21 protein-coding genes and 1 tRNA gene are annotated in these 22722 nt (G+C 66.1%); 8 read left to right on the forward strand and 14 right to left on the reverse strand.

From position 1 onward, the window contains the following. Positions 1-3 precede the first annotated feature (3 nt). The 4 genes from ACEE23_RS00395 to ACEE23_RS00410 form a co-directional block, all read right to left on the reverse strand. Positions 4-765 (reverse strand): HAD family hydrolase, encoded by a 762-nt coding sequence (locus tag ACEE23_RS00395; RefSeq protein WP_368521150.1) that lies wholly within the window; start codon positions 763-765, stop codon positions 4-6. A 100-nt stretch (positions 766-865) separates the two neighbouring features. After that, positions 866-1246: a hypothetical protein gene (locus tag ACEE23_RS00400; RefSeq protein WP_448871216.1), complete on the reverse strand. Its 381-nt coding sequence runs from the start codon at positions 1244-1246 to the stop codon at positions 866-868. Positions 1247-1270: 24 nt separating this feature from the next. Beyond that, on the reverse strand, positions 1271-2509 hold the full coding sequence (mshC, locus tag ACEE23_RS00405; protein ID WP_368521152.1) for a cysteine--1-D-myo-inosityl 2-amino-2-deoxy-alpha-D-glucopyranoside ligase: 1239 nt from the start codon (positions 2507-2509) through the stop codon (positions 1271-1273). A 93-nt stretch (positions 2510-2602) separates the two neighbouring features. Further along, the gene (locus ACEE23_RS00410) at positions 2603-3427 is read right to left on the reverse strand and encodes an undecaprenyl-diphosphate phosphatase (protein WP_368519333.1); all 825 of its coding nucleotides are present in this window, start codon (positions 3425-3427) and stop codon (positions 2603-2605) included. Between the two features lie 246 nt (positions 3428-3673). Between ACEE23_RS00410 and ACEE23_RS00415 the strand changes: the two genes are divergently transcribed. Continuing rightward, on the forward strand, positions 3674-4705 hold the full coding sequence (locus ACEE23_RS00415) for a hypothetical protein (RefSeq protein ID WP_368519332.1): 1032 nt from the start codon (positions 3674-3676) through the stop codon (positions 4703-4705). A 12-nt stretch (positions 4706-4717) separates the two neighbouring features. Further along, a complete protein-coding gene (locus ACEE23_RS00420; protein WP_368519331.1) occupies positions 4718-5827 on the forward strand; it encodes a quinone-dependent dihydroorotate dehydrogenase in 1110 nt (369 codons plus the stop codon). Between the two features lie 141 nt (positions 5828-5968). Here ACEE23_RS00420 and ACEE23_RS00425 read toward each other — a convergent pair whose 3' ends face one another. Together ACEE23_RS00425 and ACEE23_RS00430 are read right to left on the reverse strand one after the other, a co-directional pair. Beyond that, complete coding sequence (locus tag ACEE23_RS00425; protein ID WP_368519330.1) at positions 5969-6358, reverse strand: hypothetical protein; 390 nt, start codon at positions 6356-6358, stop codon at positions 5969-5971. A 14-nt stretch (positions 6359-6372) separates the two neighbouring features. Then, a complete protein-coding gene (locus ACEE23_RS00430; RefSeq protein WP_368519329.1) occupies positions 6373-6909 on the reverse strand; it encodes a YbhB/YbcL family Raf kinase inhibitor-like protein in 537 nt (178 codons plus the stop codon). 313 nt (positions 6910-7222) lie between these two features. On the opposite strand from ACEE23_RS00430, the gene ACEE23_RS00435 reads away from it, so the two are divergent. The 3 genes from ACEE23_RS00435 to ACEE23_RS00445 all read left to right on the forward strand — a co-directional run bounded on the left by ACEE23_RS00435 (position 7223) and on the right by ACEE23_RS00445 (position 8808). After that, positions 7223-7308: transfer RNA gene (locus ACEE23_RS00435), tRNA-Leu, on the forward strand. A 110-nt stretch (positions 7309-7418) separates the two neighbouring features. After that, positions 7419-8168 carry a TVP38/TMEM64 family protein gene (locus ACEE23_RS00440; protein WP_368521153.1) on the forward strand — a complete coding sequence of 250 codons (750 nt, stop codon included), beginning with the start codon at positions 7419-7421 and terminating at the stop codon, positions 8166-8168. A gap of 70 nt (positions 8169-8238) precedes the next feature. Continuing rightward, positions 8239-8808: a MarR family transcriptional regulator gene (locus ACEE23_RS00445; protein ID WP_448871212.1), complete on the forward strand. Its 570-nt coding sequence runs from the start codon at positions 8239-8241 to the stop codon at positions 8806-8808. Here ACEE23_RS00445 and ACEE23_RS00450 read toward each other — a convergent pair. Beyond that, positions 8805-9659 carry a DUF3097 domain-containing protein gene (locus ACEE23_RS00450; RefSeq protein WP_448871210.1) on the reverse strand — a complete coding sequence of 285 codons (855 nt, stop codon included), beginning with the start codon at positions 9657-9659 and terminating at the stop codon, positions 8805-8807. The genes ACEE23_RS00445 and ACEE23_RS00450 overlap by 4 nt on opposite strands. Before the next feature lie 33 nt (positions 9660-9692). Here ACEE23_RS00450 and ACEE23_RS00455 point away from each other — a divergent pair, with 33 nt between their 5' ends. Then, positions 9693-10469, forward strand: a complete 777-nt coding sequence (locus ACEE23_RS00455; RefSeq protein WP_368519325.1) for a hypothetical protein — start codon at positions 9693-9695, stop codon at positions 10467-10469. Here ACEE23_RS00455 and ACEE23_RS00460 read toward each other — a convergent pair. The 3 genes from ACEE23_RS00460 to ACEE23_RS00470 all read right to left on the reverse strand — a co-directional run bounded on the left by ACEE23_RS00460 (position 10466) and on the right by ACEE23_RS00470 (position 14837). Continuing rightward, positions 10466-11551, reverse strand: a complete 1086-nt coding sequence (locus tag ACEE23_RS00460; protein ID WP_448871208.1) for a ferrochelatase — start codon at positions 11549-11551, stop codon at positions 10466-10468. The two genes, ACEE23_RS00455 and ACEE23_RS00460, sit on opposite strands and share 4 nt — an antisense overlap. A gap of 47 nt (positions 11552-11598) precedes the next feature. Further along, positions 11599-13473, reverse strand: coding sequence for a DIP1281 family NlpC/P60 protein (locus ACEE23_RS00465; RefSeq protein ID WP_368526513.1), 1875 nt, complete (start codon positions 13471-13473; stop codon positions 11599-11601). An 875-nt stretch (positions 13474-14348) separates the two neighbouring features. Beyond that, positions 14349-14837, reverse strand: coding sequence for an Rv1476 family membrane protein (locus ACEE23_RS00470; RefSeq protein WP_368534009.1), 489 nt, complete (start codon positions 14835-14837; stop codon positions 14349-14351). Positions 14838-15213: 376 nt separating this feature from the next. Here ACEE23_RS00470 and can point away from each other — a divergent pair, with 376 nt between their 5' ends. Both can and ACEE23_RS00480 read left to right on the forward strand, forming a co-directional pair. Further along, complete coding sequence (gene can / locus ACEE23_RS00475; protein ID WP_368521156.1) at positions 15214-18030, forward strand: aconitate hydratase; 2817 nt, start codon at positions 15214-15216, stop codon at positions 18028-18030. 175 nt (positions 18031-18205) lie between these two features. Then, positions 18206-18775: a TetR/AcrR family transcriptional regulator gene (locus tag ACEE23_RS00480; protein ID WP_070768031.1), complete on the forward strand. Its 570-nt coding sequence runs from the start codon at positions 18206-18208 to the stop codon at positions 18773-18775. Here ACEE23_RS00480 and ACEE23_RS00485 read toward each other — a convergent pair. From ACEE23_RS00485 to ACEE23_RS00500, 4 genes are all read right to left on the reverse strand, one after another. Then, positions 18772-19992 carry an ATP-binding cassette domain-containing protein gene (locus ACEE23_RS00485; protein ID WP_448871203.1) on the reverse strand — a complete coding sequence of 407 codons (1221 nt, stop codon included), beginning with the start codon at positions 19990-19992 and terminating at the stop codon, positions 18772-18774. The two genes, ACEE23_RS00480 and ACEE23_RS00485, sit on opposite strands and share 4 nt — an antisense overlap. Beyond that, complete coding sequence (locus ACEE23_RS00490; protein WP_448873492.1) at positions 19983-20753, reverse strand: ABC transporter permease; 771 nt, start codon at positions 20751-20753, stop codon at positions 19983-19985. Before ACEE23_RS00490 ends, ACEE23_RS00485 begins: the two co-directional genes overlap by 10 nt. 21 nt (positions 20754-20774) lie before the next feature. Then, entirely contained in the window at positions 20775-21515 is a 741-nt protein-coding gene (locus tag ACEE23_RS00495) for an ECF transporter S component (protein WP_368521241.1), read from the reverse strand. A gap of 199 nt (positions 21516-21714) precedes the next feature. Then, positions 21715-22713 (reverse strand): nucleoside hydrolase, encoded by a 999-nt coding sequence (locus tag ACEE23_RS00500; RefSeq protein WP_368521159.1) that lies wholly within the window; start codon positions 22711-22713, stop codon positions 21715-21717. Positions 22714-22722 lie beyond the last annotated feature (9 nt).

Below are 22722 nucleotides of genomic sequence, written 5' to 3' on the forward strand. Positions count from 1 at the left end.
TTTCTACCCCCGATATGCGGTTATCTGCTGCCACCACGCGTAGACATCCGCAGCCCCAGCCGGGGCTAGGTGACGGTGGCCGTGCAGCTGCGAAATCTGCACTACCCCGTCTGGCACGGCGACGTGGTCGTCCTCCGGCAGGCCAATGACCCGGCAGCCCGCCTCGACCGCCGCGGTCATGCCGGCCGTGGAGTCTTCGAAGACCAGACAGTCCCCCGGGTCGGCGCCGACGCTGCGCGCAGCCTGGAGGTACATGTCCGGCGCCGGCTTGCCGGTGGGCACCTCGTCGCCACAGATCGTGTCGTAGAAAAACTCCGGCCCGATGGCCGCGATGGCCCCGTCGGCGACGTAGCGCTCCGTGTTGGTGGTCACCAACATTGGCATACCGTCCGCGTGGAGCTCGCGCAGCAGTTCCCGGACGCCGTCAAAGACCTCCAGGTTGCCGGCGAAAAGTTCCCGCACCTTGGAAAACATCAGCTTCCGGTACTTGGGGTAATCCTCTTCGGTCAGCGTGACCCCCGCCTTCGCCGCGCAGATCTCCAGCGTGGTGGCGAAGGTCGAGCCGACCGTGGCCAGCCGTTCCGTCGGCGTCAGGCGCTTGCCCAGGGTCTCCGAGAGGTAGAACGTCGCTTCCGCCCACAGCGGCTCAGAGTCGGTCAGCGTGCCGTCCATGTCCCAGAAGATGGCCCGGGGCCGGGCCGGGAAGCCGGTATCGCCCGGAGTTGTTGCGGCTTGGTCCAGGTGGGACTCGCTAGGAAGCGGCATAGAAATTCGTGACTACTTTCTTCTTGGGTCGGCAAATTCGCGCCCGGGTGCGCGGGCGCGCTGCTGCGCCAGCTATGGCGCCGTGGCGTGGCGGCGGGGGCTAGTCCGGCTCAGGGATCTGCGCCAGGGCCTCGTCGTCCGCGCCGGTCGCGGCGGAAGCGGAGTAAACGAGCTCGGCGAGCTCTTCCTTTTCTTCCGGCTCCAGCACCGCGTAGTCGTTGGCCTTGTTGAAGGCGACCAGCTCCACCTGCCGCTTGGCGATCACCGCGGAGAGGACGTCGCCGTTCGGATCGTCCGGGACCGCGTCTAGGTCGTCCAGCAGGCCTTCGATAATCTCCTTGAGGTCCGGCAGGACCGCGGGATCGAAGGGCTGGTCCCAGAACTCTTTCTCGTCTTCCTTTAGGTAGTCACCCGTGGCGAAAGACTTAAGGTTGGCAATGAACTCGTCGACGGTGGGCTGGAAATCTGCGCGAATGCTCATGCGCTTAATTCTTACTCAATTCCGCTACGCTCGCACGCCGAGCAGGCTTCGCAGCGCAACCGTCACCAGCTGCTGGGCGGCAGGATCGTCCTCCCCGCGCTCGCCGGCGGCCCACTCGTCGAGGGCCTCCAGCACGCGCGGGGTATCCAAGTCGTCGGCCAAGGCGGCGCGGATGTCCTGGACCAGTTCCTCGGCCCGCTCGCGGGAGCCGGCGTGCTCCAGGGCCTCGCGCCAGTGAGAAAGGCGCTGCTGGGCGGCCGCCAGGACCTCATCCGACCAGTCCCGGTCGCTGCGGTAGTGGCCGGCGTAGATGCCGATGCGGATGGCCGAAGGCTCCACGCCCTGTTCCACCAGCTTGTGGACGAAGACGAGGTTGCCCAGGGACTTAGACATCTTGGTCCCGTCCAGCCCGATCATGCCGGTGTGGACGTAGAAATCGGCCATGCGGTCCACGCCCAGGCCGGCCTCCGCGTGGGCGGCGGAGAACTCGTGGTGCGGGAACTTCAAATCGCTGCCGCCGCCTTGGATCTCGAAGGTCTTGCCCAGGCGGTTGGTCGCGATAGCCGAGCACTCGACGTGCCAGCCCGGGCGACCGGGCCCGAACGGGGACTCCCAGGCCGGTTCACCGTCGCGGTGCGCCCGCCAGAGCAGGGCATCCAGCGGGTTGCGCTTGCCGGCGCGGTCTGGGTCCCCGCCGCGCTCGGCGAAGAATTTCTCCATCTCTTCGCGGCTGTAGTTGGACTCGTAGCCGAACTGCTCCGTGGCCTCGATGGAGGCGTAAACATCCGGGTACTCCGGATCATCGACCACGTAGGCGGCGCCGCGGTCGAGCAGCTTCTGGACCAGCTCGACAATCTCGTCGACCGCTTCCATGGCGCCGACGTAGTCCTGGGGCGGGATGACCTCCAGCAGCTCCATGTCGGAACGGAAGAGATCGATCTGGGAGGTGCCCAGCTCGCGCCAGTCGACGCCGTCGCGCTCGGCGCGTTCAAAGAGCGGATCGTCGACGTCGGTGATGTTCTGCACGTAGTGGACGTCGTGGCCGTTGTCCATCAACATGCGGTTGACCAGGTCGAAGGTCACGTAGGTCGCCGCGTGCCCAAGGTGCGTGGAGTCGTACGGGGTAATGCCGCACACGTACACACCCGCCTGCGGGCCGTCGACCTTAACCTCGCGGACGGCGCGGTCCGCGGAATCAAAAAGCTGCAGGGGAACAGAAGCGCCCGGGACGGGCTGGATTTCGGGCTGGGGCCAAGTATGCATGCCCACCATCGTAACGCCGAGTCCCGCCGACGCGCATAACGCCACAGCCGGGCCTGTACGACCCACGGGCGAGTCCGACGCTAGCCCTACTCCTTAAGGCTGCAGCACGCCGAAGGCCAGCAGGGCCATGACAAAGAGGCCGACCGGGATACGGTAGGCGGCGAACCAAGAGAAGGAGTGGTTGGCCACGAACTTCAGCAGCCAGGCGATCGCGGCGTAGCCGACGACGAAAGCGATGCCCGTGCCGACCAGCAGCTGGGTGCCGGTGGCGGACTGCCCCACGGTCGGGCCGAAGGCATCGCCCAGCGAGAACAGGCCGGAGGCCAGCACCGCCGGGATGGCCAGCAGGAAGCTGAAGCGGGTGGCCACCTCGCGGTCAAGCCCTAAGAAGAGGCCGCCGGAGATGGTGCCGCCGGAGCGGGACACACCCGGGATGAGAGCCAGGCACTGGCACAGGCCCATGATGATGGCGTCCTTCATGGTCAGCTCGTCGAAGCCGCGGGTCTTCTTGCCCATCTTTTCGGCCAGGATGAACACGAAGGAAAACAGGACCAGCATGGCCGCGGTGATCCACAGGTTGCGCAGCGCGTCCCGGATGAGGTCCTTGCCGAAGAAGCCGATAATCCCGATCGGGATGGAACCGACGATGACCATCCAGCCCATCTTCCAGTCCTGGCCGCGCGAGTCCTTGTCGACCCAGCCACGGAACCAGCCGGACAGGATCTGCCAAATCAGCTTGGCGAAATAGACCACGACGGCCAGCTCGGTGCCGAGCTGGATGACCGCGGTGAAGGAGGCGCCAGCGTCCTGGCCCCAGAAGAGCTCGGAGACAATGCGCAAATGCCCCGAGGAGCTGACGGGGAGGAACTCGGTAAGGCCCTGGACTACCGACAAGACGATGACTTGCAACCAGGACATATCTGATTGTTCTACGCCTGCTTGGGCGAGGTACTGCACGTTATTCACCCGGAACAGCATACTGACGCCCCCGCCACCCACGCGAGGACCACCCCGGGCGAGTCTGACTTTCGAAGCAAGCTCACACCTTCCGGACAGTTCTGATTAACTCGCGCCGCCTCCCCACTGCCCCGTGGCGTTCCCGGCCGATTCCGGCGGCTGGTGGGACTGCTGGATTTGGAGGTCTCACTGCTAGGATGACTGTTTGTGACTTCTAAGACCGGTTTCGCAGTAATGACTGTCTCCGCAGTCTCCGCCCTGGCTCTGGCGGGGTGCCAACAAACCCCGCCGGAAGAGGAGGCGGACGACTCCGCCACGGTCGGCAACGCCACCCCGGCTGAATCCCCCGCCGCCGCGGATCCCGACGGCGAGGTCGCCCAGCTCCCCCGCGAGGTCGCTGAGGTAACCGACATGGCCGCCACCGGCGAGACCATCGCCGTGCGCAGCTCCGATCACCTGGCCGTGGGCGATGCTGCCGCTTTCCAGGACGGCTCCGCCGCGGTGGTGGAGATCCCGACCGATTGCGGCCAGCTTTCGGCCGCCGACAACGAGTTCCTGCTCGGCTGCGGCACCGAGGTTCTCTCCTTCGACCCGGCCCGCCCCACACAGCCGGAGAAGATCGCGGTCGACGAGGAATTCCCCGTCACCGCCGCCGCCCGGACCTCCACCGGCGAGCTTTTCGTGGCCTCCAACCAAGGCTCCGACGTCGCCATCTACAAGGACGGAAAGCGCAGCGATTCCTTTGCCGTCGAGGACCCGACCGACCAGCTTCTGGCGGTACCGAACCAGGACGGCACGGACAACGTGGTGCGTACCCTGCGCGCGGATTCCACCATCCAATCACTGGATTGGGAGCAGTCCCGCGCGGGCGGCCGCCTGCGCGTCGGCGTCGGCCTGGGCCAGGCCTCAGTCGGTGAGAACGGCACCATCGTGGTTTCCGACACCTTGGGCAAGCGGATCGCTATCTACAACGCCGAGGACGTCATCCGCCTGCACCAGTACGGCAACACCGACGGGGTGCCGTGGGCCACGGCCTGGGACGAATCCCGGCAGCTGGCGTGGACGACCACGACCGACAACAACCAGGCGCAAGCCTTCGAGATCTCCAAGGGCGTTCCGGAGGAGCGCGCCAAGGTCTCCACCGTGGCCAACGCCCAGCACATGGTCGCGCTCAGCGACGGAACCATCGCGATTGCCTCCGCCTCCGGCGACGGACTGCAGATCATTAAAGACATTTAAGGAGTTTCCACCATGCCCACCATCTTCCGCACCGTCCGGGGCAAGGTTTACGATGCCGCGCTCAAAGCCATGTTCCAGATCGATGCCGAGCGCATCCACCACCTGATGAGCTCGGCCCTCCACGGCTTCCACGTCGCGTGGCCGGTCAACCGCGGGCTGAACAAGGTCCTGCCGGTCAAGGACCCGGTCCTGCGTCAGACCGTTTTCGGCGTGGACTTCCCGCGCCCGCTCGGCCTGGCCGCCGGCTTCGACAAGAACGCCACCGCGGCGGACGCCTGGGGGCCCATTGGTTTCGGCTACGCCGAGCTCGGCACCGTCACCGCGGCCGCCCAGCCGGGTAACCCGGCTCCCCGGCTCTACCGCCTGCCCAAGGACAAGGGTCTGCTCAACCGAATGGGCTTCAACAACCAGGGCGCGGAGGAGGTAGCCCGCAATCTGCGGGCCCGCCGCAGCGACGACGTCATTGGCATCAACATCGGCAAGACCAAGGTCACCCCGGTGGACCAGGCCGTCGACGACTACCGCCGTTCGGCCTCAGTTCTGGGATCGCTGGCCGATTTCCTGGTGGTCAACGTCTCCTCTCCGAACACCCCGGGCCTGCGCGATCTGCAGGCCGTGGAATCGCTGCGCCCCATCCTCACCGCCGTTGCCGAGGTAACCCCGGCCTCGGTCTTGGTGAAGATCGCCCCGGACCTGTCCGACGAAGACGTCCTCGCCGTCGCCGACTTGGCCCGCGAGGTCGGCCTGGCCGGCATTGTCGCCACCAACACCACCATCTCCCGCGAGGGGCTCAAGACCCCGGCCGCAGAGGTCGAGGACATGGGCGCCGGCGGCGTCTCCGGCGCGCCGGTGGCCGCGCGCTCCCTGGAGGTCCTGCGCCTGCTCCACGAGCACCTGGGCGGCGAGCTGCCCATCGTCTCGGTCGGCGGCATCTTCACCCCGCAGCAGGCCTGGGAGCGCATCACGGCCGGCGCCAGCCTCCTGCAGGGTTATACCCCCTTCATCTACGGCGGCCCGGACTGGATCCGCGACATCCACCTAGGGATTGCCGAGCAGATCCGCGCCCACGGCCTGAGCAACATCAGCGAGGCGGTCGGCTCCGGCCTGCCGTGGAAGAACTAATCCCTTCCAACAAGGAGCGAAACATAAACAAAAGCTAGGGCTGCCTTCGCAGCCCTAGCTTCTTCTTTTCGGCGCTTTTCATTTCTAGGTAGTGTGCCAGCGCGTCCGGCCGCCCGCCAGCCCGTGCTGGGCACTGACTTCCTAGGAGCGAGGGGCCAGGCTGCGGCGCAGCACGAGCGCGCAGACCAGCGCTAGGCCGGCGTAGATGAGCAGCCACCACTGGCCCATCACGGCCAGCTCGGCACTGGGCAGGAAACGGCTGGCGATGATAATCAGCACCGCCCCGCCCAGGGCCACCACCTGAGTGATGCTGGGGCGCTGGTCCTTGCGGATGGTGGCGAAGGCGCCGATGATGAGCGCGGCGACCACCAGCGCCACGCGGGCTGGGGTCCACACGAAGGGGCTCATCCACCCTTCGGTGAGTACCGCGACGATGGTCATGATGACGAGGACGAGTGCGACGGCGATAAAGGCTCCGCCCACTCGCAGCTGCAGCGGGATCGTCACCCCGGGATTGTCGTTGTTGGCCATAGGGTCAGTGAGGACTACTTCTCCTCGTACCAGCCCCACAGGATGGCGCGGCCAATCGCGTGGAAGTGCAGGTTGAAGCCCAGCACCGTCGGGGTGGCGTCCGGATCAATGTCCAGCTTTTCCGTGTCCACGGCGTGCACTGCGTAGAGGTAGCGGTGCGGGGCGTGGCCGGCCGGCGGCTGCGGCCCGTGGTAGGTGCGCTTGCCGGAGTCATTGCGCAGGGAGATAACGCCCTCGATGCCGAGGTCTTCGGCGGCGCCCGCGTTGGTGGGCAGCTCGGTGACATCGGCCGGGATGTTGAAGGCCGCCCAGTGCCAGAAACCGGCGGCGGTTGGGGCATCCGGGTCGAAGCAGGTCACGGCCAGGGACTTGGTGCCCTCCGGCAGGTTGGACCACTCCAGCTGCGGGGAGATGCTCTCCGGCGCGCGGAAGCGCTCTTCGATCTCGTCCCCGTCGACGAGGTCGGACGAGGACAAAGCGAACGACGGGAGATCCCGCAGCGGCGCATAAGGATCGGGGCCAGGGAATCGAGAATCGTTGTAAGAAGTCATACTCCCATTTGTACCGGAAAACACATTCCGTGTCTGTCAGTAACGCGCACCATATTCATCCTCCCACCGCACCCCAGAGTTTGGCGCAGTTCAAAAAGTGGAACTGCGCCGCCAGTTGCCCCGCCAGTTGCCTGGACCGCGCCCGCGGAGGGCAGCCGCCCTCCCTTGCCCACTCGGGGAAGGAAAGGAACTCCCTAACAATGGTTCCATAATCACGCGGGCGTTTACGGCCCTGTGCTGGCGATTTGTTTGCCCGCCGCCGGCAGGCTAGAGTTTTGGGAGTGCCGAAGCCGGTAACGGCTGAAAACACCCTGCCCGGGTGGCGGAATGGCAGACGCGCTAGCTTGAGGTGCTAGTGTCCTATTAACGGACGTGGGGGTTCAAGTCCCCCTCCGGGCACAATGACTCTCCCGCGTTCTTCGAACAAGAACGCGGGATTTTTCTTTCTGCACCACGTCGACTTCGCACAACACTGATAGAGAGCACAGGCATAGAGCAAGGTGGCCGGCATGCACGATGAGAACTCCGCGTGGGGCTGGTTGCGCAGCTTCGGCAGCTTCTTGGCCCAGGTCGCGCGCGACGCCGTGCGCACGCTGTGTGGGTTGGGCTGGCGGCGTTGGCTGGTCATCCTCGTGGCCGTGGCCGCCCTCGCGGTGGCGGCGCGCTATGTCGACGTACCCGAGTTGGCCGACCTGCGGGCCGGCGCGCAGCAGTACGGCGATTTCTTCGTAGTGCTTTTCGCGCTGTCCTATATCGTCTTTACCCTCTTTCCCCTTCCGCGGACCATCTGGACCGTGGCGGCGGGCATCCTCTTCGGGCCGGTGCTAGGGCTTAGCCTGGCGCTGGTCTGCCTGACGGTATCGGCCGCGCTCGCCTTCTTGGGCGTGCGCAAGCTCTTCGGCGAGTGGATGCGCCCGCGGTTATCCCACCCGGCGGTGGCCGGACTTAACGCCCGACTGGCCCGCCGCGGCTGGCTGGCCATCTGCAGCCTGCGCATGGTGGCGGGCGTGCCCTTCTCCCTACTCAACTACACCGCCGCCCTGACGAGTATCCCGTTCTGGCAATTCGTCAGCGCGACTTTGGTCGGTTCCATCCCCACGACGGTCATCGGTGTCTTCTTCGGCGAGGCCCTCACGAGCGGGCTCTCCCCCTGGATCCTCGCCGCGTTCCTCCTTGCCGCAGCCGCCGGGCTGGGCGGCCTCTATGTTGAGTCCCGGCTACCCCAACCTCAACTAAGTCAAGCCCAGGAAGTAGACTAAAAGAAAAGGTCAAGGCTTTTGCCTTGCCATAGTTCCCTATTGGCCACTTCCGGGAAGGAGCTGGATCCCTATGCTCGCCGTGCACGCTCGCTACCGCGGTTCCTCCATGCACCGCGCCGACCTCGTCAAGCGTTCCGCCCAGGCGCTCGCCACCCTCGACGGCGTCGACGATTTCACCATCCTCGGCGTGGAGGACATCTGCACCGTGGTCGACTCCCCCTCGTCGGTCTGCGAGGTCGTCATGGCGCTGCTGGCCGACGGCGATTGGGCCGTCGGGATCGGTCTGTGCCCCGGCGCCACCGACAAAGCCGTGGCACGCGCGACGGCCTCCGGGGCCTTGGGGCGCTCCGCCCGCGCCGGCCAGGTCCGGGCCAAGACGGACGTGCGCGCCCGCAAGTCGGAGGCGGACGACATCGCCGCCGCCTTCGGACTGCTCGGCTACGTGCTCCATAAGCGCACCGCCGAGGGGCGCGAGGCCACCTCCCTGGTGCGTTCCGGTTACAACCAGAAAGAGGCGGCCGAGGAGCTCGGCATCTCCAAGCAGGCGATGTCCCAGCGCCTGCAAGCCGCCGGCTGGGCGGCCGAGAGCGCCGGCTGGCAACTAGCCGTCCGCCTTTTGGAGCGCGGCAACCAGGCCTAGAGCAGGTCCTCCTTGGAAAGCTCCGGGGTGGTCACGAAGTCCACGAGGCGCTCGACCGCGCCGATCAGGCTGGGCTCTAGGTCGCGGAAGGAATTCACCGCGCTGTAGACGCGGTGCCAGCCTTCCTTCGGATCGGACCAGCCCACGCGCTTGCAGATACCCGTCTTCCAATCCTCGCCGTAGGGCACTTCCGGCCAGCTCTTAAGGCCCAGGCGCTCCGGTTTTACCGCGGCCCAGATATCGATGTACGGGTGCCCGGTGACCAGGCAGTCCGGGCCGACCGCGCGGGTCAGCAGGCTCTCCTTACTACCTTCGACTAGGTGGTCGGCCAGCACGCCAATGCGGCGCCCGGGCTCGGGGCGAAACTCCGCGAGCCGCTCCGGCAGGTTGTCTAAGCCCTCGAGGTATTCGACGACCACGCCCTCGACGCGCAGGTCGTGGCCCCAGACCTTCTCCACGATCGCGGCGTCGTGGATGCCTTCGACCCAAATGCGCGACGGCGCGGCGACTTTGGCCTCGAGGTTTTCCACCCGCCGGGAGCCGGAGTTCGAGCGGCGCGGGGCTTGCTTTTCCACGTAACGCACCAGGGTCACTGGCTTGCCCTCGATGAGGAAGCCGCCTTTGACTAGGTTGAACACCCGCTCGTTGCCGTGGCGGTCGGCGAGCCGAACGACCTCGCCGAAGACCGTCTTATCCACGCCTTGGACCGCCCCGGTAAATTCCTGCTCGTCCCCGCGGACCTCCACCACGAGCCCGGGTTCGGCAGGCACCTCGGGGTAGTTCTTCGGCTGCTTGCGCGCGTGTCCGGCGAAAATATCGCCGCCGTAGGGGTCTCGGGAGTTGAAGCTCATGGCGGAATATCTTATCTACTAGACTGTCCCGTCATGGATATGCGCGCCGAGGTGTGGTTACCACTGCAAAACACCGCCGTCTGGTTGGGAGCCTGGCTCTACCACCACGAGTCGGCGGATGCGACGCTGCAGGCCCTCGAGGAGCTTGGCGGGCCGGTCTATGTCCGCCACGGCGAGCCCGGTATTGAGCTGCTGCGGCTCATCCGCGACAACGCCGCAGACGACGCCGAGCTGTCGCCGGGCTCCCGGCCGGAGCCGGCGCTGCGGTTGATTCTCTCCGGCCCCGGGGATCCTCCCGCCCTGCCCGCGGGTACGGAGGCCGCGGAACACGTGGCGGCGAACGGGGCCGGCGGTATCGTCGTGCGCACCGCAGATCCTGACCGCCACCTGGTCTTAGCCCCCGACTTTCACGACGGGGCGACCTGGTGGTTCGCCTACGAGGTGGCCGGGCGCCTGCCCGAGCCGGCCTGGCTCAGCCCCGGCGAGGCGAACGCTGTGCTTTCAGCTGCGACGGAAGAATCCGCGCAGCTCATCGAGGCCACCGGGCAGCGTAAGATAAACGCCGCCGACGCCCGGCTTACCGTCGGCACGCTCGCGGATTTCTACGACACCCCCGGCCTGCCGTCGTGCGTGCCGGGGCGCGCGGCTAAGCTTTTCGCCCGCGCCGATCGCGTGGCGGCCATCATCGAGACCGTCACGGATCGCCTGGGCGATCACAGCCTGGATCCCCAGCTGCTGCGCCTGTGGCGGCACATCCGCCAGGCGCGCATGGCCGGGGTGGCCTACGCGCTCAGCGATTTCGCCCGCTAGCTGGATTTACGCAGCGACCAGATGTCGCAGCAGCCCGGGGCGCAGGGCTCGCCGTTGACGGTGCAGCCCTGGGTGGTGACCTCGCCTAGGTCCTCGCGGGGCGCGCCGGCGGTCATCTCTTCGACGAGATCGACGATCATCTCGGTAAAGGCCGGGGTCGGCCCGGCGGTCCGGGTGCGCGACATCTCGACCCCCATCTCGCGGCAAGCCTCGGCCAGCTCCGAGTCCAGGTCCCAGATGACCTCCATGTGATCGGAGATGAAGCCCACCGGACAGACGACGATCGCATCCACGCCCTCGTCGTTGTGGATGTCCGTGGCGTGGTCCACGATGTCCGGCTCCAGCCACGGCGTGGCCGGGTTGCCGGAGCGGGAGTTCCACACCAGGTCGTAGCGGCCAATCCCCGCCTGCTCGGCGATGAGCCGGGCCGCCTCCGCCACCTGGCGGGAGTAGAGGTTCTTGTCGCCTTCCGCGCCGCCGACGGCGTCGTGCGCGTTCGGCACCGAGTGGGCGGTAAAAAGCACGCGGGTGCTGTCCCACTTGTCCTGCGGGATCTCCGCGCACGCGTCCTTGAGCGCGCGGGCCATCTCCCCGATGAACTTCGGGTGGGAGTAGAACTGCCGCAGCTTCGTGAACTCAATCTCGGGCAGACCCTGCTCCGCCAGGTGCTTACGCATGGCGACGATGTCCTCGTCGTACTGCCGGCAGGCGGAGTAGCCGCCCCAGGCGGAGGTAGCGAAGACGAGCGCGCGGCGCACGCCGTCGGCGGCCATCTGCTCCGCTGCCTCGTTGGCAAACGGGTGCCAGTTGCGGTTGCCGAAGTAGATGGGCAGATCCATGCCACGGCGGGCGAGCTCGCCCTTGACATTGTCGATGATTTCGCGGTTGAGCCCATTGAGCGGGCTGACACCATCGAAGTGGAAATAGTGCTCGCCGACCTTCACGAGGCGCTCCCGAGGGATGCCGCGGCCGCGAGTGACGTTCTCCAGAAACGGGACGACCTCCTCGTTTCCTTCCGGGCCACCGAAAGAAAGAACGAGGAGGGCGTCATAGCCAGGATTAGTCTGTTGTGCGTCAGTCATAATCCTGACAGTACCAACTAAAGTTGGTGGCTTAATATTTGGCGACGCTAGATGAGACGTACGGCATACGGTGCCATACCCCCGTAACGCACCGGAGATTTCTGCACGTTCTGGCCCGACTGCGGGGCCTCCAGCATCATGCCGTCACCCAAGTAGATGGCGACGTGGTGCGAGGCGTTGGGGCCGTAGAAGATCAGGTCGCCACGCTCCATCTCGGAGGTCGGGATCTTCTCGCCGTGGTTGTACTGGTAACCGGTGAAGTGCGGCAGGGAGATGCCCACGCCGGCGAAGGCGTAGAGCACCAGGCCGGAGCAGTCGAAGCCAACCTTGTTGTAGTCGCCGAAGGAGTCGGCCACGCCGCCGTCGCGGATACCCTGGGTCGGGCCGTTGGCGTCGCCGCCGCCCCAGGCGTAAGGCACGCCGATCTGGGACTCGGCTCGCGCGATGACGGCCTCGATCTGAGCCTCGCGGCCCATGTCGGAGACAGCGTCGCTGGCCTCTTCGGTCACCGAGTCAGAGGTCTCGAGCTCCTCCAGCACGCCGCCCAGCTGGCTCGTCAGGTCCGCGTCCTCTTCGCCCTGACCCTCGCCCTGCAGGGCCGGAAGGCTACCGGTGGACTCGTCCGCGGTAGCTTCCTCGAGCTGCGAGTGCACCGGCTGAGAACCGGCCACAATGCCCTCTGCCACGGCCATGGCCGCGCTCGACAGCACTGCCATGTCCTCTGCCGAAGAACCATTCTCGCGTGCGCTCAGCTGGTCACCGGAGTCGGCATCGCCGGCACCGGAACGCGGTGCCGACTCGAGCCCCTGCACGGTCGGCTCATCCTGCTGCGAGCCGTTGTTGCCCGCGCCGGCGCTCTCCGCGCTGGTGGAGGTAGCCGAGGAATCGCGGGCCTCGGTCGGCTCCGCGGATTCAGACGAACCAGCGGACTCAGTCGAGGCAGAAGACTCGGATGCGGAGGCGCTCTCCGAGGTCGAGGCCTGGGCCGAGGTGCTGTTTTCAGCGCCCGCGCGAGTGGAGGTCGACTCCTCCCGTGGGGCGGCCGTCGAGGTCGCAGTCGCGGACTGCGAGCGGCCGCTAGCAGCAGACTGGTTGTCATCCTTGTCGGCGTCTTCAGTGCCGCGGTTAGCGCTGTGCGAGTGACCGCGGGCCGCATCCAATGCTTCCTGGGCGTCTTCTTCCTGGTGCGCCAGTTCGTCGCGCTCGGCGGAGATCTTTTCCACCTCGGCCAGGGAGTCTTCCAGGGTCTTACGGGCGTCCTCTTCGGCGGAGGTCGCGCGCTCCTCGCGCTGGTCGGCCAGTTCCTTGGCCAGGCGCAGCTGGGATTCCTTGTTGGCCTTCTGCGTGCGAACCTTTTCCAGGTCTTCGACGACGGCACGCTGCTTATCGGACTGGTCCGCCAGGTAGCTCTGGCGCTCCAGCTTCTCCGCCCGCGCGTCGGCGCCGGCGGCGTTGGTCACCGCGTCCGAGGTACCGGAGCGGCGGTAGACCGAGCGGGAAATCTCGTCGAGCTTTTCCTGCGCCTTTTCGACGTCGACCTGGGCGCCGTTGAGTTCTTCCTTGGCGGTGGCGGCGCCGTCGCGGGCCTGCTGGGCCTCGGTGCGCGCGTCCTGGAGGTCGACCAAAGCTTGGTTGACGATCTCGCGGTAGCGACCGATCTCGCCCTCCAGGCGAGAGATCTCGCCCTGGACGTCGGCAATGGCGCCGGCGACGTCGGAGATCGAGCTGCTACCGCGGGTAAGTTCCCGGGTCAGGCGCTTCAGGTCGTCGCCCGGCTCATCGGCGTTGGCAACGGTCGGGGTCAAAGTGGCGACGGTAGACAACGCTGCCGTACAGGCAACAGCGGAAAACGCCGCCCGGAAACGGGACTTGAAAGAACGGCCGGAATTACTCCGCGCGTTCACATTGGATGTGGTGGCCACGAATATGCTCCTTGGCCAGCAAGCTAGGCGTGTTGAGACAGGCCTACCTCGCACAAAAGTATGCCGAAGCCGCAGGTTCTCAACCGTGAGCAGAAGAGCGCGCTCACCCATCCCGTCTATGGGAACGGCTGTTGGGCGGACTCAGGCACAGACTTCCCCATCGGCATGAGCTCCGGGCGCAGCAGCCACCCCGCAAATCGGTCATCGCGGAACGAAAGACCGTCGGTATGGGCACGACACTTAAGAACAAAGGTAAAGGCCTACGACTTGTCTCCTCCTAGCCTGCTGGTAATACAAAGATTGGACATTAACTCCAACCCATAGGCCAACTGCCGGACTCGGCAAACGGTTGAACCCCAACCACAACGGCCCTTCGCCCGGTCTTGGCGTGCTTCCCCACATGCCCGTACCGCGTACGTCTGAACGTTCCAGTCAAGCCTCAATCCGTGAACCATGTTCCACAATTCACCTCATGAGTTGCTATGGAAACCATAAAGCACATACGCCATATCTCGCATAGGTTTCTCACAAACCACACGAGTTAAGTAAAGTCACAGCACTTAACATTTCGCCGTCACCAGCACTGTTACCAACTTGAGACTAAGCCTGTGAGTTTCGTCACTTTCGTGCTTTTCTTGCTCGATCATGTAACGCGTGCCCCACCGACGGGCGTGCGGATCGAAAAAGTGGTCAACCCTACAAGGTTGACCACTGCGCCTAACGGCGGCGCCCCTTAACACCTACCGACCCCGATTTATTCCCGGGCCCCACGACCAGAAGCGGCCCTATCGTTACATGGACAATTGTTACGCTCTTAGCGCGGACACCTAGCGCCGGCGGGTGCGCCTACTGCCGGCAACACCCGCACTACCCCTCTAGGCCGGAGCCGGTTCGGTTCGCTGGACGCCGCGAACCGCCTGCCGGAAGGCCCAGATTGCCCCGACCACGGCAAGAACCGCGACCACGACCATCGCAGCGGACACGTAGCTAAACGGAGTCTGGTCGACGCCGACATAGAAGGCGTCGAGGGCCTCGGATTGCACCAGCCCTGTAGGGACCCCGGCCTGGGCAGATTCAATCTCGGCGCGGGACAAGGAATCACTAACCACAGAGATAGTTCCGGGAGACTGGACGATGACCGTATCCAGGCCGGTGGCGTCCTGCAGCTCCTGGGCGACGTCGCGATAATCGGCCGGCGAACCGCCCGCGATGTCCACGACGGCAATCCCGTCGCCGTCCCGCAACGAGGCCTGCGCGTCCGCCTGCGCACCCGGGTCCCCCGCTAAAACGGGGTTAGTAAATGCAACCGAATCCTGGTCCAGCTGTTCCGCCAAGTCCGGAACATCTACCCCTTGCGGAATCATCGTCTCGTCTCCTTGTCGCATCCCAGGTCCTTCCCCAACAGTGCGTTGAGCTGGGAATAGACCGGACCCGGTGGGATTGTTTACGGGGCCACATTACGCATCAACTCGCAGCCCACGCGCATCCGACTCGCCGCGAAGCGTCAAAATGCTGGAAACAGAACGCGCGTACTGTTATAGTTAAGGCAGTCGACGGTTCAGCCATCTATGATGGATAAATGAACCATCGCGTTCACGTCGTCTCCGAAGTATATATCCCATGGCTATTAACTTCGCCCTAGTTTCCCGCTCACGCGGGGCGCCCGGGCGAGTATGCGGAACTAATACCTGAGCGACGATGGCGAACATCTTAGTTCTCAAACAAGGAATGGAGCTCCCTGTGACTGAAAGCTTGAACTCTTTCGGCGCCAAGAAGACTCTTGACGTCAACGGCAAGTCCTACGATTACTTTGACATCAACGCTGTCGAGGGCATGTCCAAGCTGCCCTACTCGTTGAAGGTCCTCGGCGAGAACCTGCTGCGCCACGAAGACGGCAAGAACGTGACCAAGGAGCACATCGATGCCCTGGCCAACTGGGACCCGAAGGCTGAGCCGGACACCGAGATCCAGTTCACCCCGGCCCGCGTTCTGATGCAGGACTTCACCGGCGTTCCCTGTGTGGTCGACCTGGCCACCATGCGCGAGGCCGTGTCCGCTCTGGGCGGCACCCCGGATCAGGTCAACCCGCTGAACCCGGCCGAGATGGTCATCGACCACTCCGTTATCACCGAGGCCTTCGGTTCCTCCGACGCTCTCGAGAAGAACGTCGAGATCGAGTACCAGCGCAACGAGGAGCGCTACCAGTTCCTCCGCTGGGGCTCCGAGAACTTCTCCAACTTCCGCGTGGTGCCCCCGGGAACCGGTATTGTCCACCAGGTCAACATCGAGTACCTGTCCCGCGTCGTCTTCGACAACGAGGGCCTGGCTTACCCGGATACCTGTATCGGTACCGACTCTCACACCACCATGGAAAACGGCCTGGGCATCCTGGGCTGGGGCGTCGGCGGCATCGAGGCCGAGGCTGCCATGCTGGGCCAGCCGGTTTCCATGCTCATCCCGAAGGTCGTCGGCTTCAAGCTGACCGGTGAGATCCCGGTCGGCGTGACCGCTACCGACGTCGTTCTGACCATCACCGAGATGCTGCGTCAGCAGGGCGTTGTCGGCAAGTTCGTCGAGTTCTACGGCAACGGCGTCAAGTCCGTCCCGCTGGCTAACCGCGCCACCATCGGCAACATGTCCCCGGAGTTCGGCTCCACCGCGGCCATCTTCCCGATCGACGAAGAGACCATCAAGTACCTCGAGCTCACCGGCCGTCCGGAAGAGCAGATCGACCGTGTCCGCGAGTACGCCAAGGCACAGGGCATGTGGCTGGAGCAGGACGCTCCGGAGGCCGAGTACTCCGAGTACCTCGAGCTCGACCTGGGCACCGTGGTTCCGTCCATCGCCGGCCCGAAGCGCCCGCAGGACCGCATCCTGCTGTCCGAGGCCAAGGAGCAGTTCCGTAAGGACCTGGGCAACTACACCACCGACGAGGTCATCGTCGACGAGACCACCGTTGAGGCCAAGCGCATGACCGACGAGGGCGGCGCTCCGGACGACGACGTCGACGTCACCGGCGGCCTGAACCAGTCCCGCGCGGGCAACAACGAGTCCGCCGCCAAGGGTTCCTCCGGACGTCAGTCCCACCCGGTCGTGGTCAACTCCCCGAACGGTGGCGAGTACACCCTGGACCACGGCATGGTGGCTATCGCCTCCATCACCTCCTGCACCAACACCTCGAACCCGTCCGTCATGGTCGGCGCCGGCCTGATTGCCCGCAACGCGGCTAAGAAGGGCCTGCACTCCAAGCCGTGGGTCAAGACCATTTGCGCCCCGGGTTCCCAGGTTGTCGACGGCTACTTCCAGCGCGCCGACCTGTGGAAGGACCTCGAGGCTCTGGGCTTCTACCTCTCCGGCTTCGGCTGCACCACCTGCATCGGTAACTCCGGCCCGCTGCCGGACGAGATCTCCGACGCCATCAACGAGCACGACCTGGCTGCTACCGCAGTCCTGTCCGGTAACCGTAACTTCGAGGGCCGCATCTCCCCGGACGTCAAGATGAACTACCTGGCGTCCCCGATCATGGTCATCGCCTACGCTATCGCCGGCACCATGGACTTCGACTTCGAGAACCAGGCCCTGGGCCAGGACCAGGACGGCAACGACGTCTTCCTGAAGGACATCTGGCCGTCCACCGAGGAGATTGAGGAGACCATCCAGTCCGCTATCTCCCGCGAGATGTACGAGGCCGACTACGCCGACGTCTTCAAGGGCGACGACGCATGGCGCAACCTGGACGTTCCGGAGGGCGAGACCTTCGAGTGGGACGAGAACTCCACCTACGTCCGCAAGGCACCGTACTTCGAGGGCATGCAGCTCGAGCCGGGCGACGTCGAAGACATCAAGGGCGCTCGCGTCCTGGTGAAGCTGGGCGACTCGGTCACCACCGACCACATCTCCCCCGCTTCCGCCATCAAGCCGGGCACCCCGGCCGCCCAGTACCTGGACGAGCACGGCGTGGCCCGCAAGGACTACAACTCCCTGGGCTCCCGTCGTGGTAACCACGAGGTCATGGTCCGCGGTACCTTCGCGAACATCCGCCTGGCTAACCAGCTGGTGGACGTGACCGGCGGCTACACCCGCGACTTCACCCAGGAGGGTGGCCCGCAGGCGTTCATCTACGACGCTGCTCAGAACTACAAGGAGCAGGGCACCCCGCTGGTCGTTCTGGCTGGTAAGGAATACGGCACCGGTTCCTCCCGTGACTGGGCTGCTAAGGGCACCAACCTGCTGGGCGTCAAGGCCGTCATCACCGAGTCCTACGAGCGCATCCACCGCTCCAACCTCATCGGTATGGGCGTGGCTCCGCTGCAGTTCAAGGACGGCGACTCCCACGAGTCCCTCGGCTTGGACGGCACCGAAACCTTCGACATCGTTGGCCTGAGCGAGTTCAACAACGAGGGCCACCCGAAGGAGGTCCACGTCACCGCCACCAAGGAGGACGGCTCCACCGTCGAGTTCGACACCGACGTGCGCATCGACACCCCTGGTGAGGCTGACTACTACCGCCACGGCGGCATCCTCCAGTTCGTGCTGCGCCAGATGGTTAAGTCCTAAGCTGGCTAGGCTCGATATAGCCGCACCCTGAAGTTAGAGGGGGCTGCACTCCCGCGGCGTCAACCTGCGGGAGCCTCGCGGCCCCCTTTAGCTATTCCCGCACCCGCCCCGCGGGGCTCATGCGCCTACGCGCAATTTCCTGTCCACGTCCACCCACAGAGCAAGAGGTCACAACATGCCCATCGTCAGCGATAGCGAACTCAACCGGCGCCGCCACGACATCCTGATAGGTGCTCGGCGCTGCTTCGCGGAGCATGGCTACGAGGGTGCCACGGTGCGCCTGTTGGAGGAAGCGACAGGCAAGTCCCGCGGTGCTATCTTCCACCATTTCGGTGACAAGGAGTCGCTGTTTTTGGCCCTGGCCCGCGAGGACGCCGCCCGCCAGGCGGAGGTCGTCGCCCGCGAGGGCTTGGTTGAGGTCATGCGCAACATGCTCAACCAGCCGGAGCGTTACGACTGGCTGGCCACCCGCCTGGAGATCATCTCGCTGCTGCGCACGGATGCCTCCTTCCGTGCCCGCTGGAAGGACCACCAGTCCATCCTGGACGACGCGGTCCGCCAGCGCCTGTACTCCAACGCGGAGAAGGGCCGGCTGCGCGACGACGTCCCCGTCGAGACCCTGGTCATCTACCTGGAGACCTTCATGGACGGGTTCATCAACCGGCTGGCCATGGGTGATACCCAGCGGCTAAGCAGCGTCCTCGACATCGTCGAGCACTCCATCCGCAAGGACGGCGTCGACTAGGACAGGTCCTTCCCCGTCCGCCCCAGCCACAATTCGTGCACGGCCAGCCCCGCAGGCAGGTCGTGCACGAATTTTTCGTTGTGGCAGGTCAACACCACCGCCGCGCCCGTGGCCGCCACCCGGGCGATAAGTCCGGCGATGACCTCTCGGTGGGCGGGCGCGAGGTAGGTATCCGGTTCGTCGAAGACTACGACGCGGGCCGCCCGCCGGGTGGTGGCGACAACCTGGGCCACCCGCAGCTGGGAGACCGGCAGGTCCAAAGGGTGCGTTTGGGGGTCAAGGCCGAGTTGCCTGCACGCCTGTGCCGAGCCCAGCATCGTCTCCACGGTGGGGGCCGCCACCTGGTCGAAGGGCGACTGCAGGCAGGCCGCGACGGAGTCACAAACCGGTTCATGGCCATCCAGGCCCGCCAACGCGCGCACCAGCGTGGTCTTCCCCCTGCCGTTGTCCCCGCGCACCCACAGCACCCGACCGGGTACGAGATCGAAGTCGACCGGACCCACCTGAAAACCCGGGTCCTGGGTCTGCCGGAACTGCCACCAGCGCCGCCGGCCCGCCCCGCGGCGCACCACCAGGTCCCGCACGGGCAGGCTCTCCCCCGCCGCATCCGCTACCGACCCGGCCGCGGGCTCTATCCTCGTCCCGGCACCCGGCAGGTCGAGGGCCTGCACCGCGGCTGCCAGGTCCGGCTCGTCCGTGGTGGCGGCGAGGGCGACGACCCCGCCACCCAGGTCTTCTTCCACGGCGTGGCTGATCGTCACCACCCGGCTGCCGTCCAAGGCGTGGAGGAGCTCGACGATGCCCGCCCGGGACCTACTGTCCAGCCCCGCGAGCGGCTCGGTCAGCACGACCGCTGCCGGGGAGACGATGGTCAGCGCGCCGATAGCCAGACGGCGGGTCTGGTCGCCGGACAGTTGCCGCGGGTCGCGCTCCGCGTGCTCGCTTAAGCCCACTTGCGCGAGCACCGCGGTGCACTGGCATTCCATGCTCTCCCGCGTCCATCCAGCGTGCTCGAGCGGGATGGCCAGTTCCTCAATGACCGTGTTACGCAGCGCGGAGATGTGCACCTGCGGGTCAGCGCCTAGCACCGCCCGGGTCTCCAGCGCGCCGGCCAGCGCCTCGGCGACGTCTTCAACCTGGTAGCTATACGGCACCACGACTTGCACCAACCGCGCGGAGGACTCCCGAACGCGGTCGGCCAGCTGGGCTAACTCCATAGCGACCACCCCACGACGGCCAGCCCGGCGACTACGGCGGCCCAGCGGAAGACCCGTTGGCCTAGGGTGGCCGGGACCGGGCGGAGCACCGTGCGCGGGCCGGGCTGGTCGAAGCCGACGGCGGTGAGTGCCTTGGCCTGCGCCGTGGCTTGGTACAGCAGCAAGGAGACCACCGGGCCGATATAGCGGCTGGCCAGGTTCCGCCAGCTAGGCGCGCGGCCTTCCAGGCGGTTAGCGTCCCGGACTACGCCGACGACCCGGGTGCCCCGCGGCAGCAGCTGCAACGAGGCGCCCACGATATAGGCCACCTTGTGCCCGGCCTTAGAGGCCTGGATCGCCTTGGCAACGTCGGGCACGTCCACGCAGGCCACCGCGGCGAGTACCACCGCGACGAGCGCGAAAAACCGCAGCGACAAGACCCCGGCCAGGACCAACCCGTCGCGGGTGACGAAAGCAAAGATCTGGTCCTGACCGTGCGGGGCGTGGATGGCGACCATCGACAGCGCCGCGGGCAGAGAAATAGCGCAGGTCATCATGGCCACCGCCGGCCCGCGGCCGCGGTAGGTGCCGACTACCAGCGCGAGCCCCAGCACCACCGCGGAGACCGCCGGGTGGTTCAGCGCGATGACCAGCAGCCGCGCCACCGCGGCAAAAGTCGCAGGCGTCGCCGGGTGGAGCCTGCGCTGCGGCGCCCGCGGCGCGTTACCGCCACCGCGCGTGCCCGCGGCCGGGCCCTGGCCCGTCCCCATCCCCATGCCCATATCGGTTGGTATTCCCGGCGGCTAGGACTTCGTCTCGGCGTCCTGGCGCGGCTGCACTGCCGGGTGCAGGCGCTTGAGGACTCGCTGCGGCAGCGCCTTCACCGTGAGCGCCACGACTGCAAGGACCACGATCTTGTCGAGCGGATCGGAGACCAGCGACTGCATGGTCACCGACGCGAGGAGGGAATTGCCGAATTCGCGGAAGACCGAGACCAACGCGCCCGTGCCCAGACCCGCCGTGCCGCCGTAGACGAAGGCCGCGACCGGAGCGGCGAGCATGCCGCTAACGATGCCGATGATGGCGCCGCTGACCACGATGCGCCAGATGCGTTGGAAGGCACCGCGCTGGATGACCCACCCGGCCATCCACCCCGTGGCCGCCGACACCGCCGCAAACGGCAGGGCGGCCGGGTTGATAAAGCCCCAGACCACGGATGACAGCGTGCCGGTGGCCAGGCCGGCCACTGGGCCGAGCAGGGCCGCCATCAGGACGGTGCCCAGGGAATCTAGGTAGAGCGGCACGCCGATAGAGCCGATGAGCTCACCGATGACGATGTTGATGACCAAGCAGACCGGGATGAGGGCGATTGCCTCGGCGGATAGCGACGGCAGCGCGCCGGCGAGCAGCAGCGCTGCCCCGCCGAAATAGCCGGCCAGGGTAATTAGTGCCTCGGGGCTGCCGGCCACGGACTCCCAATCCGTGGGCCGCAGCAGAACCAGGTAGATCCAGGTGCCGGCGACGACCAGGGCGCCGGCCACCATGAGGGCGCGGCGGCCGGCGCTGAGCTTGGCCGGGCCGGGGGTTCGCGTCTCGGCGGAATCAGCAGATGGAGCGGACTTTGAAAACAGTGGGGACATAGAAATTGACCACCTACGGGTTGGTAGTGGATAGGAAAAGCACGGCTATTGCCGTGCTGCCTGCTCTATGTCACCTCGAGCCAGCAGCTGTACGGTGGCTATCTTAGCGTTCCGGGTGCTGTAGCCCGAATTCGGCTAGCAGCCGCCAGCCCCGCTCCAATTCCGCGTGGGCGCGGTCGATGTCCACCCCGGTCACGAGCGAAGCGTTGGCGTCGCGGCCCCAGTGCCCGCGCAGGTCGGCCACGCTCGTGCCCCGCAGCAGTGGGCTGTCGACCTCGACGTCCATGGTGGTGGGCACGGCATCATAGGCGCACGCGCCCAGCGCCACGATCGCGGTTACGGCGTCGTGGACCTGGGCCTGGTAGCCCTCGCCTTGCGCGTCGTGGAACTCGAAGTAGAACCGCAGCATCTCGAGCATCGCCTCGGCCAGGTCCGCATTATCAAGCACGCCCGCCAACCGATCGGCGCGCTCCGGGGTGATGAGGAATTGCTCGGTCACCTCCAGCGAACACAGCACCACCGGCGGCAGTTGGGCGTGGAAGAAGCGGTGGGCGGCCAAAGGGTCCACCCAGAAGTTCCACTCGGCGGTCGGGGTGGTGTTGCCGCGGTAGTTGACGGCCCCGCCCATGACGGTGACCTGGCGGAACCTCGCGAGGTTATCCCACTGCGCCGCGTTCGTCAGCGGTCCGGTCACGATAAGATCTAGGGGCTCCTCCCCGTCCAGGCACTGCTGCCACAGCTCCCGCCACGATTGTTTCGGCTCTGCCCCATCAGCCAGGCGCGCGTCGAAGTGCCCCAGGCCGCTAGGTCCGTGGGTCTCCGGGGTGGTGACCAGCTCGCGATCGGCGGGGCCGGCCTCCCCGACGGCCACGGGGACCTCGGGCAGGCCGCAGGCGTCCAGGAGCCAGCGGGCGTTAACCGCGGTTTGCTCGGCGGTGGCATTGCCACCCGTGGTGCTAATCCCGACCAGCTCGATTTCTCCGGCGTGGTGCCGCCCGGCCAGGTACAGGATGGCAACGGCATCGTCGATGCCGGGGTCGCAATCCAGCAGGACCTTGCGCGGTGCCTGCCCCGCCCCTGAATTCACTCGCTCAATTGCCATCTCGTCTCT

Source organism: Corynebacterium sp. 32222D000AT (assembly GCF_053546955.1).